Source organism: Rhizobium sp. P2_G9 (assembly GCF_056403475.1).
Genome location: NZ_JBFUFK010000014.1, coordinates 186,762 through 200,336, shown reverse-complemented (window position 1 = coordinate 200,336; position 13,575 = coordinate 186,762). Strand labels below are relative to the sequence as shown.

Sequence of the window (13,575 nt, the reverse complement as noted above, 5' to 3'; positions counted from 1 at the left end):
ACGTGGTCACCGCGCCTGCGGCATCGCAGCGACATCCTCCCAACCTTCGCATCCATCGACTGCCCTGGAACGGCAGGACGATGGCACTTGCCTTCTCAACAGGAGCCTTTCGATGAGCAACGATCTTTTCACTCTCGACATGTTCGGCACCAGCGCGCTTTCGTCTGGTCTCGGATTGGGCGTCACCGCGTTCGGCGGTTTCGCCGCCAACGATGACGAACCCGATCCGGCGCCGCCCGCGCCTGCCGGGGCGCTGCCGCTGCCGGCGGCCAGGACGCCGGCAACGCGCAAGCAGGGCCAGCGCGCCAACTTCTATCTGGACGCCGGCGACCGTGGCCTCGCCCCGACCTGGAAGGAACGGGCGCGGATCAATGTTGCAGCTATCCTCACCGCCAATGAACTCGAGAAGCACGATCTACCGGCAACTCGGGACATGCAGGCCAAGCTGATCCGCTTCACCGGATTCGGGGCGTCCGAGCTTGCAAACGGCATGTTCCGGCGGCCGGGCGAAGTCGGCTTCCGGCCGGGTTGGGACGATCTCGGCGCCGCGCTGGAGGCCGCGGTCAGTGAGGCCGACCATGCGTCGCTTGCCCGCTGCACCCAATATGCCCACTTCACGCCCGAGTTCATTGTCCGGGCGGTCTGGGCAGGCCTGCAGCGGCTAGGCTGGCGCGGTGGTCGGATCCTGGAGCCGGGTATTGGCACCGGTCTTTTTCCGGCACTTATGCCAGGGGAATACCGGGAAACGAGCTACGTCACCGGCATTGAACTCGATCCGGTCACAGCGCGTATCGTGCGGTTGCTCCAACCCAAAGCCCGGATCGTCAATGGCGATTTTGTCCGCACCGACCTCAGTGCGATCTATGATCTCGCTATCGGCAACCCGCCTTTCTCTGATCGGACGGTTCGATCTGACCGGCAATATCGATCGCTTGTGCTGCGGCTACACGACTATTTCATCGCGCGATCGATCGATCTCCTGAAACCAGGCGCGCTTGCCGCCTTCGTGACCAGTGCCGGCACGATGGACAAGGCCGACGTGACCGCACGTGAGCACATCGCCAAGACAGCGGATCTGATCGCCGCCATCCGTTTGCCCGAGGGCAGCTTCCGCCGTGATGCGGGCACCGACGTGGTGGTCGACCTGCTCTTCTTCCGCAAACGCAAGCCGGGGGAGGCAGAGGGCGATCTCACCTGGCTCGAACTCGAAGAGGTCCGTCCTGCAACAGAGGACGAGGGTGCGATCCGCGTGAACCGCTGGTTCGCGCGACATCCGGAATTCGTGCTCGGCGATCACGCCCTGACATCCGGTCCGTTCGGCGAGACTTATACATGCCGCCCCCGTGCTAGCGTCGATTTGGAACAGGCATTGCGGGCGGCAATCCGTCTCCTTCCGGAAGACCGCTATGACGGCGAGCCGACCGAAATCGACATCCACCTCGAAGACCAGCTCGGCGACATCGTTGATCTTCGTCCGATCACTGAGAAGATTCGTGAGGGCAGCTTCTTCGTCGACAAGCTCTATGGCCTCATGCAGATGGTCGATGGTAAGCCGGCTAAAGTTAGAGGCAGGGACCGTAACGGCGACGGCATGTCGGAAAAGCATGTCCGGATCATCAGGAAGCTGATCCCAATCCGCGATGCCCTGCGCGACGTGCTGAAGGCACAGGAACAGGACCGTCCCTGGTGCGATCTTCAGGTCCGGCTTCGGATCGCCTGGTCGAGCTTCGTCCGTGACTTTGGCCCGATCAATCATACCACGGTCTCGATCGTGGAGGACGAGAACACCGGCGAGGTTCGCGAAAACCATCGTCAACCGAACTTGCACCCGTTCCGTGACGATCCCGATTGCTGGCTGGTGGCGTCGATTGAAGACTACGACCTCGACACCGATACGGCCAAGCCCGGACCGGTCTTCTCCGAACGGGTGATCTCACCCCCTACCCCGCCGGTCATCACAAGTGCTGGCGATGCGCTGGCGGTCGTACTCAACGAGCGCGGTCGCGTCGATATCGAGCATATCGCAGAACTCGTGCATCTTGATCCGGACGATGTCGTCGCCGACCTGGGCGACAGCATTTTCCGCAATCCGGCAGACGGTTCATGGCAGACCTCGGACGCCTATCTCTCAGGCGCAGTTCGCACCAAGCTCGCGGCCGCCGAAGCGGCTGCAGCGCTCGATCCCGGTTTTGAACGGAATGTTCGCGCGCTACAGGCAGTCCAGCCGACCGATCTGAGCCCATCCGACATTACCGCTCGCCTCGGCGCACCCTGGATCCCCGCCGCCGATGTCGTCGCCTTCGTCAAGGAGACGATGGCTGCCGATATCAGGATCCAACACATGCCGGAGCTTGGTTCCTGGACGGTCGAGGCTCGGCAGCTCGCCTATAGCGCCGCCGGCACCTCGGAATGGGGCACGAGCCGCCGCCATGCCGGGGACTTACTCGCCGATGCACTGAATAGCCGCGTCCCGCAGATTTTCGATACCTTTCGGGACGGCGAGGTGGAGCGTCGGGTGCTGAATGTCGTCGATACGGAGGCGGCGCGCGACAAGCTTCAGAAGATCAAGGAGGCGTTTCAAAACTGGGTCTGGACCGATCCCGATCGCACCGACCGGCTGGCGCGGGTCTACAACGACCGCTTCAACAACATCGCGGCCCGAAAATTCGATGGCTCGCATCTCAAACTTCCAGGCGCCTCAGGCGCCTTTACTCTTTATGGACACCAGGAACGCGGCATCTGGCGGATCATCTCTTCAGGTTCGACCTACCTCGCGCATGCCGTCGGCGCCGGCAAGACGATGACGATGGCAGCCGCCATCATGGAACAGCGTCGCCTCGGACTGATCGCCAAGGCGATGCTCGTCGTTCCTGGCCACTGCCTGGCGCAGGCCGCGCGCGAATTCCTGGCGCTCTATCCCTCCGCCAACGTTCTCGTCGCCGACGAAACCAACTTCACCAAGGACAAACGGGCCCGCTTCCTTTCCCGCGCCGCAACAGCGACCTGGGACGCGATCATCATCACGCATTCCGCCTTCAGGTTCATTGCCGTGCCCTCGGCATTCGAACAACAGATGATCCAGGATGAGCTGCAGCTCTACGAAGATTTGCTGGTCAAGGTCGACAGCGACGATCGTGTCTCGCGCAAGCGCCTGGAGCGCTTGAAGGAGGGGCTGAAAGAGCGCTTGGAGTCGTTATCGACCCGCAAGGACGATCTTCTCACCATTTCCGAGATCGGCGTCGACCAGATCGTCGTCGACGAGGCGCAGGAATTCCGCAAGCTCTCCTTCGCCACCAACATGTCGACGCTGAAGGGCATTGACCCCAATGGTTCGCAGCGCGCCTGGGACCTCTATGTGAAATCGCGTTTCATCGAGAGCAAGAATCCCGGACGCGCGCTGGTGCTGGCCTCCGGCACGCCGATCACCAACACGCTTGGCGAAATGTTCTCGATCCAGCGATTGCTCGGTTCGGAAGCTTTGCGCGAACGCGGCCTTCACGAGTTCGACGCCTGGGCATCATGCTTCGGCGACACCACGACCGAACTCGAGATCCAGCCGTCCGGCAAATATAAACCGGTTAGCCGCTTTGCCTCCTTCGTCAACGTACCGGAACTGATCGCCATGTTCCGCAGCTTTGCCGACGTGGTATTGCCTGCCGACCTCCGAGAGTATGTCAAGGTTCCTGATATCGCGACAGGCCGGCGCCAGATCCTCACCGCCAAGCCGACGCCTGCCTTCACAGCCTATCAGCAAGTCCTCGATGCGCGCATCAAGGCGATCGAGATGCGCGAGGGACCGGCCAAGCCCGGCGACGACATCCTGCTTTCGGTGATCACCGACGGTCGTCACGCGGCAATCGATCTTCGGCTTGTCGTGCCGGCCAACCACAACGAGGTGGACAACAAGCTCAATCTCCTGATCCAAAATGCGTTCCGCATTTGGCAGGAGACCGCCGAAAGTTCTTATGTCCGGCCGGACGGCAAGCCGTTCGAGCTGCCTGGCGCTGCGCAGATGATCTTTTCCGATCTCGGCACGATCAACGTCGAGAAAACCCGCGGGTTCTCGGCCTATCGCTGGATCCGCGACGAGCTTGTCCGCCTTGGTGTTCCCGCGGCCGAGATCGCCTTCATGCAGGATTACAAGAAGACAGAAGCGAAGCAGCGCCTGTTCGGCGATGTTCGCGCCGGCCGGATCCGTTTCCTGATCGGCTCCTCTGAGACGATGGGCACCGGCGTCAACGCCCAGCTCAGGCTGAAGGCGCTCCATCACCTCGATGTGCCGTGGCTGCCGTCGCATATCGAGCAGCGCGAGGGCCGCATCGTCCGGCAGGGCAACCAGCACGAGGAAGTCGATATCTTCGCCTATGCCACCGAAGGCTCGCTCGACGCATCGATGTGGCAGAACAACGAGCGCAAGGCGCGCTTCATCGCAGCGGCACTATCAGGCGACACCTCCATTCGCCGCCTCGATGATCTCGGCGGAGGAGCCGCCAATCAGTTCGCTATGGCCAAAGCCATTGCCAGCGGCGATGAGCGGCTGATGCAGAAGGCCGGGCTCGAAGCCGATATCGCCCGCCTCGAGCGCTTGCGTGCCGCCCACGACGACGACCAATATGCAGTCCGTCGGCAGATGCGCGATGCCGAGCGTGATATCGAGGTCTCCACCCGCCGCATCGGTGAGATCGCTGAGGATATCGACCGCCTCATTCCGACCACAGGTGATGCGTTTGACATGGCCGTCACCGGCAACCGCTTCAAAGAACGCAAGGATGCCGGACGCGCGCTGATGAGGGAAATCCTCACGCTCGTCCAGCAGCAGCAGGAGGGAGAGATCGTGCTTGCGTCGATCGGGGGCTTCGACCTGGTCTTCGAAGGCGAGCGTTTCGGCAGGGGCGACGGCTATCGCTACGCAACCATGCTGCGGCGGACCGGCGCCGACTTCGACATCGACCTCGCCATCACCGTGACGCCGCTCGGCGCCATCTCGCGGCTCGAACATGCTCTGGATGGGTTCGAGGAGGAACAGGATGCATATCGCCGTCGCCTGGAGGAAGCGCGCCGGCGGCTCACCTCCTACCGGTCGCGCGAGGGCGGCACGTTCGCTTTCGCGGACGAGCTCGCCGAGAAGCGCCGACAGCTTCGGGACGTGGATGAGGCGTTGGCAGCGGAGGCTCGCCAGGACGCCGAACCCGACAGGGAGGCGGCGTAAGCTGCCATCCATCCTTCCAATGCCTCGGAAGGAGCTTGAATGCGCTGCAGCATGTGCATGGCTGCATTGCACAAGAAATGTTTTCCATCTGATCAAAAATCGAGCATAGTGCTCGCAGCTGATGCACATGGCGGCTTCTCCTCCCAGTGCCGCCGCACCAGCTGTTCCCCTCTGGAGGTTTTAATTACCTTCACACTTTATGGGCCGCGGTTTTCCGTCGGCCCTTTTTTCTTGCTCAGATCGCCGATTGCACGTTCGTCTGCCTGGCATGCGTAACCGCAATGCTCGCCATTTCGAGTGCAGCTTCGCGCGTTTTTGCCGCGGCGATGAAGAGGCCGTTGTGGCAGAACGTCGCGTCCGCCACGCCACAGACGGCCGCGAGGTCCTGGCCGGTCAAGCCGGCCCAGGCTGCAGGCAGATCTGCACGCTGCTCAAAGCTGTCGCTCGACCGCCGGATGCCGGTGACGCACCAATCGGTATCCCGGGGATGGACGACGAACAGCAGATGGTCGGCACCCGCCTTCACGATCGCCGACCTGAACGGCATCCCCATCGGCAGTTCCAGCACAGAACCGTCACCCGTTGCCGCTATCGCCTGGCGCACGATCGACTCTGCGCGCAGCTTCGCGGCATCCTGCCTTATGCTCGCTTCGACAAAACTGCGTGCGATCGAAAGCGCGTCATGGAATGCCCGATCGTCAGCACCTGGCTCTTTGTCATCGAAGACAGGCTTCAAGGTTTCCAAAAGGACGGGTAGCGTCAGCTTAGCCAGAGCACCGGCAGCGGATGGGCTCAAGGCTCCGTTGTCCATCAGATCGACAGGCAAGACGAAGTCATGGTCGAAGTTCGCATGCAGCGCGTCGATTTCTGATGCGGGAACGCCGGAAGCGCTCAGGTAGTCCCGCCCGAATTGGCGCCAGATCAGTCCGAATGAGCTAAACGGCTGGCCGTCGTCTCGCAAAGGCGCGCCGCGCTGATGATGATCGAAGACCCCCGCATTCGGATCATAGGCTCCGCCGACATCGTAGATGATCCTGTCATCGCCGGACGTAATCCACTCGGCTGTGCGGCTACGGATCACGCGTGCCTCCGGAAACAGCCGTGTCAGGATCACGCTGGACAGCAGCTCATCTGCATGGAAACCGCCAGAATGCGTTACGAGGAACATTGGCGTCATGCAGGTTACCTATTCTTTGTGATCAATCCCGGAGGTCGGATATCGACTGGCGAGCGGCAGTTCAAGGGCCAAGAGCGCCTCCTCGACGCCGTATCGCGTGCCATCCCCCTGCAGCTTCATCGTCGGCATTGGTGCCAGGTGAGAAATCACCGTGACCTTCGAATGAAGGAGAAAATGAGAAGGGGAATTTAAGGAGGCGGATTGGCAGACCCGCCCGCCCGCCGCCGCTTGCGCTCAACCGCCGCCTCGACATCCCGGCCACTCGTCCTTTGCAAGGCGCTTCGCACCCCGCTCGTCCGTCGCAGCAGGGATGCTCGGCCGCAGTTGCGCCGGTCGGACCGCCCTGCCGTCCGGGAAGTGTCTTCGGGAAAAAGAAGACGAGAGGAAGGACCGGCATATGGCCGGCTTGGAAGCTGAAAAGGAAAAAATCATGCAACTCATGAAGATCGATCCCCGCACGCTAAAGACCAATCCCGACAATACAAGGCAGTCCAAATCAACATCTCAGGCAGACGCACTTCTCCTGGCGACCATCAAGGCCGTCGGTGTGATCCAGCCACCGGTGATTTTCCATGATCGAAATGGTGACGGCTACATCATCGAGGCTGGACATCGTCGCACCCGTATGGCCGTCGCCGCCGGGCTTGAGGAAATCGACGTCATCGTCGTCGAAGCGGCGAACGACAACGGCGCCATGCGGTCGATCGTCGAGAACATCGCGCGCGAACCGCTGAACCCGGTCGACCAGTGGCGCGGCATCGAGCGCCTCATTGATCTCGATTGGAATGAGGACACGATTGCCGTGGCGCTTGCCCTGCCTGTCCGCCAGATCAAAAAACTACGCCTTCTGGCAAAGCTGCTGCCGGCGATGCTCGACCAGATCGCGCTTGGCGACATGCCGAACGAACAGCAGCTTCGCACCATCGCTGCTGCCAGCGTCGACGAGCAGAGCGAGGTCTGGAAGGCGAACAAGCCCAAGAAGGGCGACACTGCGCAATGGTGGTCGATTGCCAATGCGTTGAACCGCAAGCGCATGTACGCCAAGGATGCGAGTTTCGGCGATGACCTGGCGGCGGCTTACGGCATCGAATGGGTCGAGGATCTGTTTGCGCCGGGCAATGAAGACAGCCGCTACACGACCAATGTCGAAGCCTTCCTCGGCGCCCAGCACGAATGGATGACGAATAATCTCCCCAAGAAGGGATCGATCGTTGAGGCAAACAACTGGGGTCAGCCGGAATTGCCGAAGAAGGCCGAACAGGTCCATGGCAAGCCCCAGAAATCCGACCACACCGCCATGTATCTCGACCGCGACGGCAAGGTGAAGACGGTCCATTACCGGCTGCCGGAGGCCAAGAAGCCGAAGGGAAACAGCGCGGTGTCAGCCGGCGACGCAGACGAGGTGGATGAGGTGTCGGTCGCCGGCTCGAAGTCACGTCCCGACGTCACTCAAAATGGTCTCGACATGATCGGTGACTATCGCACGGATGCGCTGCATGAAGCACTCGGGCGTGCGCCGATCGAGGACGACATGCTGATGGCACTGCTGGTGCTCGCGTTCGCAGGCTTGAACGTCCGCGTCGACTCGGGTGCCGACAGAACATTCTACAGCGGCGCCCGGTTCAAACGGCACGCCGCAAGTCTGTTCGATCAGGGCGGCAAGCTGGCCTTCGACATCGATATCTTGCGCGTCACCGCCCGCTCCGTCCTGATCGACGTGCTGTCCTGCAGGCGGAACAATTCCAACAGCGGTATCATCTCCCGCATCGCCGGCGATGCGATCGGGGCGGACGCCTTCCTGCCGAATATGGGAACGGAGGCGTTCCTCGCATGCTTGTCCCGTCAATCCCTCGAAGCGTCGTGCAAAGGCACATCCGTCCATCCGAAGGCCCGGGTGCGGGAGACACGCGCCGCCATGGTCGAGCATTTCAAGGAAGGGCATTTCGTGTATCCGGCGGCGCTGTTCGCCCCCGATCCGAAAGAACTCGTTGAACTGATCAAGCACGGCGAGGTTCCGGAGCCTGACGAGCACGCCTCGGCAGATGCGACTGATGCATCCACCGACGTCAGCGAAGGGGCGGACGTCCTGGAGCCCGGTGGCCAGAGCGACGAGGAGTCCGCCTACGGCATCGCGGCGGAATAGCCACGCCTTTCAACTCCGACTGACACATCCGCCGCCGGCCACCACCGGCGGCGGGTCTGTTTCGAGCCATTGCAGATTCAAGAAGGAACTCAATGTCTGTGTCTCTCATCTACGACCTAGCTCCCATCGGTTCGATCATTGCCTGGTCCAACGGCAAACCTTGTCCGAATGAGGATTTCAGGCGAAAAGTCATCCGTTGGAAAAAATCCAACAGCCAGGGCCGCCTCGCCCAAAAGTTCGGCCCCCATATTCTTGGTAACAACGCATCACCGCCCTGGTTCATCATGCAGCAGGTGGAAGTCTACGACAGTTTGGCGTCCTTACACGAACCAATCTCTCGTTCGATCTCGACTCAGGTCTGGCATTCGAAGTGATCGAACGTCCGCCGGTCGGTTCGGTCCGCATCTATCAGCACGCTGGACCAGGCGCCGTTCTCCTCCATCTTGCCGACGATCGCGATGCGGCCGAAGCGTGGCGGAGAGAATTCCGTCCCCAGGCGGTGCTTGAGGAGGTGACGGCCGACGAGGTGGCAGCCGACCATGTGGAAGGAAGGGCCGTCACATGGCGCCGGCCAGCCTGCGGGCCTCGCTCACGACTATGGTAGCGGCACACAGGCAGCCTCGTCAGCACTTCAATCTTGCATCGCCAGATTGCCGGGCGCGCCCAACGCCTGACGATCACGCGCAACGCAATAGGCCGCTCGCATCGGCAAAGTGAGGAGCGCATTCGCTTCGACCTTGGGTCCTGAATCGCGATTTCTGCGGACGCAGCGCGGCCAAGCGGCTAAAAACTGTACTTGCGCCGCTCTGACCACGTGCGGTGCAAGGGTCGATGAGATACCGGGGTTAGGCGGCCAGGTGCTCTGCTATGTCCTGCTGGTTCCATACTGTGCCATTGGCAAATTCGATCTTCTCTATTCCCCAGTAAGGATCATTTGCCGCGTGATATTGATCTTCAATCACGATGCTTGCACTGTTTCCGTCGATGCTCACGATCAAGTCGTTGCCGTGCTTCGCAAGGGTGATATCGGCGGCGTTGATGTTGGTGAAATGCAGGACGTCGACATTGTCGCTGAAGCCGGTGCCGTCGTTGATGACGTCGTTGCCGTCGCCGCGAGAATATATGTAGACGTCGCCGCCAGCGCTGCCGCTTAGGGTGTCATTCCCCAGGCCGCCGATGACGTAGTCTTTGCCCCAGTTTCCTGAAATGGTGTCAGCCGCCGCGGTGCCATATATCCAATTCGTATCGTTGCCATGTTCAAGATCGAGGGAGGACCCGTCCGCGAATTCGAGCTTTTCGATCGCGTAGTTTTCCGCGGCGTTGTGGTACTGAGCGGCGAGGGTGATCGTCTCGTTCGTGTCGTTGACCGTTATGACGAGATCTTCTCCAGACCTCGTCATCGTCAGGTCCCTTAGATTCAGGTCTTTGAATCGCAGAACGTCGACCGCGCCCGATTCAGGGCCGTCCCACACGGTATCGTTGCCGTCATTGTTCGCGTAAATGTAGACGTCACTACCCAGCGCGCCTGCAACGGTGTCGTCGCCTTTTCCGCCATGAATCGTGTCCGCGCCTTCCATGCCGTCCAAATAGTCGTTGCCCGCGAGACCACGAATGACGTCAGCATCGTTCGTGCCATAAATCGTGTCGTCGTTTGGTGTTCCAAGGATGTCCGGAACGGCTTGTGTTCCCACGCTAACATCGCCATCGTTGAAGCGAAGCACTTCAACATTCGTGATCAATGCGCTCACGCCATTGCCCGAGATGTGGACCGTTCCGTTGCTGTTGCTGACGGTGTAGTCGCTTCGATCGAACGCCAGGACAACCATGTCAGTGCCATTGCCGCCGTTGACGTACTTCTCTCCGGTCCCAAGTAATATCTGATCGTCACCGCTGCCCCCGTCCACCAAGTCGGTCCCAGTGCCGGTATCGATTGTGTCATTGCCGTCCAGGCCAAATAGCTGGTTATCCTTTTGGCTTCCGGTGATGACATCGTTGTGGTTCGAGCCGGTGGCGTTCTCGATTGAAGAATAATGGTCGCCAGCGGCGTCGCCGCCCGAACCTGCGCCGGCCGCCAAATCTATGTGCACGCCTTCGTTTGAAGCAGCGTAGCCCACGGCATCGTCGTTTCGTCCGCCGGCGAAATCTTCCGGAGAACCTGTGCCATTGAAATCGTTCCCTGGCTGAGGCTGGCCGTTTTCTGGTCTTATGTTTGTGTAGCCATCAAGCGTGATGCCGAAGTCGCCCTGGTAGAAATCCTTGATGGCCACCACCGGGCTCGCCGGGTAGCCGGCCATAACGAACAGGCATGGGTAGGTACCGCCAAGTTCGGGGTCAATGACGTCGTAGAGAGCGAGCTCGCGTCCGGAACTGTCTGTGTAGAACTTCACACGACCAAACTCGTCAGTGTACGAATATTGATAGTTTCCGGCGACGCCAATTTCCTGGTATTGCTCGCCCGGGTCAAAGTACTCATGGTAGAGCTGAATTTTGATCTGGCCAACGCCATCACCATAATACTCGTCGACGGTATCGATGACATCTAATAGCGCTGCGGCTTTTTGTTGGTTGAAGTCGTAGAGCCCGGCCCACTCCCAGGTGTCTCCTTCCTTCAAATGGATGAGATAGGTGTCGTTGCCATTGCCGCCCATCAATCTGTCGCCGACGCCATCATCCCACTCAGAATGATTACTCGTCAGATTGATGTTTGTTGTCAGCGTCAGACCGGTTGCGGTACCTCCGACGAGAATGTCGTCACCATCACCGCCAACTATCCTGTCGAACCCGTTGTGGCCCATCAAGATGTCAGAATCGCCACCGCCGTCGAGGATGTCGTCGCTCGATCCACCCGAAATGGTGTCGTTACCCGCTCCTCCATCGATGAGCCAGCTTGTCGTACCGGCTGAGATGTCGTCCGAGCCAGACTTGCCGAGTTCGATATGGCAGCCAGTCATGAGGTAGGAGAGAGGGTGCCCGTAATACTTCTCAAGCAATGTCTCAGCGTCGAACATTGCGCTCGAGACTATGCCGATGGTATTGAGCGGGCCAACGCCGGTTGACACCGTTGTGTCGTAGATGCGCTTGGAAAGGCTCGCCAAGCTGTCGACATCACCTAATGCGGTGACACTGCTTTCGATGAACGCCAATAGGTCATAACGGTCCTCCGGAAGGGAAGGGGTCGGCTCGGTGCTCGTCGGTTCATGCAGAATCGTGCCGCGGAAGAAGCGATCCTCGCCGAGGAAGAGAAAGAGCGGATTTCCGGACCAACCAGCGGGATCGCCATGAAAATAGTTTGCGATCGCTGGACCGGCGTCGAGCAGCCCCACTTGGTACAGGCTCGGCAGTTGATGGTTTGTAAGAATGTCCTCTGCGACGCCTTTGGCAACCGCGTTGGACACGTCTTGAAGAGACATGGCGGGCGCGCCATCAAAACGAAAATTGTACTGCGCAACGGAATAGCTGCGGATGAATTCCGAGAAGACGCCAGTGTCTGCGTTCACCTCGGTCGCCCCGTTTACCCAAACCAGGACGGCAGGATCGACGCCGGCATCGGCGACTCCATCGGTCGAAATAGCGCTTGAAATTGTCTGATAGACGCTGAACCACGGGGCCGTTCCGGCCTCGGCGTTGTTGTAAGCACTTGTGATTGCGTCGAGCTCATTTTGACTGAAAGTATAGGTCATTCTTACCCCTTGAGTTATGGCCAGCGGACGTAGTGTCTGAGTACCCGCAGGCATGCGTCCTCAGTGCTTGCGGCTGCGTCTTTTCGGTTGGTCGGACTGGTGAACTGAATCCAAGCGAGGAGCTTTCGGTCGACTACGAGCCGATAAGAACAATTCCTCAATTCTCCCATCGTCGTGCACTCGATCCGCTCGCCCGACGGCGTCGCCAGGGCCGCCATCTCATGGCTGCCGACTTTCGCAGTGAGATGAATGAGTGATCGGTCTCGCAAGAAAGCCGGTAATTGTCCGTCGGGCAGGACACTCAGGCGTAAGGAACCAAAACTGATCGCCTCGGCCCTGGACGTCGTCCCCTCGGGCAGCCGACAAATGTCGAGAATGGATCGAGACTGAGCGCAGTCCAAATATATGGCGAACGCGGCTTCGCGTAGCGCAACCCTGCCTGACGATACCCCGGCCCGGCGAAGTTGATCCGCGAGTTCGTCAGGATCCTGTCTCGGGCCGTCAAGCTCATCTACGGCCCCGTCTGTAGCCTGGACTTTGAGCAGAAAGTGGCTCGCCAAGGCGATATCCACCTCAAGCCCGTTCATAACCGCTGGCAGGTATTTGGTCTCGGTTTGCGCGGCTGCGGCGGCAGCAACGAGAGCGCACAGCGCTGCGATGAGCAGCCTTGATACAATCATGAACTGTTCTCTAAACATTGTGCATTTTGGGGACGGCTCGTGGTGCTACGGGCCGCGTCTGGATGGTTGTGGCATCCAATATTAGAAAATCGTCGCCGGTCAATATTCTACCTGTGATTGGAGTGCAATATTCTCTGATAACCGTCAGGTGGGTTAACAAATCATTGCACTTGATCCGGCCAGCCCTGCGGCAGTTCGCGGCTGGGGAGACTCAACCGCACGCGACCCTCATTTGCTGAACTGTTGCCTCGCCCCAGCAATACGCAGGACGAGATCATGCGGCGTCATAAAAATCGTCGCGATAGGGTAGCGCGGCAGCCCGAAACAAATGCGGGGAGGATCGGCGGAGTTCAGCGGCGTGAGCTGCAAGGATTGGTCATGAGAGCTGCGGTCGGCGGTCGTGACAGGCAGCGGGCATCGGCCGGTTCGTCTAATCCGGGGTGCAGTCAACGTTGGTTCCCTTGCCGGATCGACCTTCGGTTTGTCACGGTCGTAAGCCGGCTGCCGGTCGTTTCAAGGCTGCTTCGCACCGCGGGTCGCGGCCTCCGCCCCCTCCCTCGCAAGACGGCTCCGCAGACCGCGCAGGGCTTTACCCTGCTTGTCCGCAAAGCCGTCCCGCTCGCTCAAGGGCTCCGGACCTCTGAACGCGCCCGTCCTTTGCCTGCTTTTTTCGACCGTACCGAAGG

General features: G+C 60.2%; 5 protein-coding genes. 3 read left to right on the top strand and 2 right to left on the bottom strand.

Annotated features, from left to right (window positions below; translation table 11 throughout):
* Positions 1-112: 112 nt before the first annotated feature.
* Complete coding sequence (locus AC1DYF_RS14210) at positions 113-5,209, top strand: DEAD/DEAH box helicase family protein (RefSeq protein WP_477877367.1); 5,097 nt, start codon at positions 113-115, stop codon at positions 5,207-5,209.
* Between the two features lie 235 nt (positions 5,210-5,444).
* Here AC1DYF_RS14210 and AC1DYF_RS14205 read toward each other — a convergent pair whose 3' ends face one another.
* The gene (locus AC1DYF_RS14205) at positions 5,445-6,386 is read right to left on the bottom strand and encodes an MYG1 family protein (RefSeq protein WP_477877366.1); all 942 of its coding nucleotides are present in this window, start codon (positions 6,384-6,386) and stop codon (positions 5,445-5,447) included.
* Between the two features lie 430 nt (positions 6,387-6,816).
* Between AC1DYF_RS14205 and AC1DYF_RS14200 the strand changes: the two genes are divergently transcribed.
* Positions 6,817-8,529 (top strand): ParB/RepB/Spo0J family partition protein, encoded by a 1,713-nt coding sequence (locus tag AC1DYF_RS14200; protein WP_477877365.1) that lies wholly within the window; start codon positions 6,817-6,819, stop codon positions 8,527-8,529.
* Between the two features lie 92 nt (positions 8,530-8,621).
* Positions 8,622-8,903, top strand: coding sequence for a hypothetical protein (locus AC1DYF_RS14195; RefSeq protein WP_477877364.1), 282 nt, complete (start codon positions 8,622-8,624; stop codon positions 8,901-8,903).
* Positions 8,904-9,374: 471 nt separating this feature from the next.
* Here the strand turns inward: AC1DYF_RS14195 and AC1DYF_RS14190 are convergent, their stop codons facing one another.
* Positions 9,375-12,209, bottom strand: a complete 2,835-nt coding sequence (locus tag AC1DYF_RS14190) for a calcium-binding protein (protein WP_477877363.1) — start codon at positions 12,207-12,209, stop codon at positions 9,375-9,377.
* Positions 12,210-13,575: the final 1,366 nt, after the last annotated feature.

Excerpts from the sequence above, each read along its gene's own strand:
- AC1DYF_RS14210 (WP_477877367.1), top strand. The coding sequence starts at position 113 with ATGAGCAACGATCTTTTCACTCTCGACATGTTCGGCACCAGCGCGCTT.
- AC1DYF_RS14205 (WP_477877366.1), bottom strand. The coding sequence starts at position 6,386 with ATGACGCCAATGTTCCTCGTAACGCATTCTGGCGGTTTCCATGCAGAT.
- AC1DYF_RS14200 (WP_477877365.1), top strand. The coding sequence starts at position 6,817 with ATGCAACTCATGAAGATCGATCCCCGCACGCTAAAGACCAATCCCGAC.
- AC1DYF_RS14195 (WP_477877364.1), top strand. The coding sequence starts at position 8,622 with ATGTCTGTGTCTCTCATCTACGACCTAGCTCCCATCGGTTCGATCATT.
- AC1DYF_RS14190 (WP_477877363.1), bottom strand. The coding sequence starts at position 12,209 with ATGACCTATACTTTCAGTCAAAATGAGCTCGACGCAATCACAAGTGCT.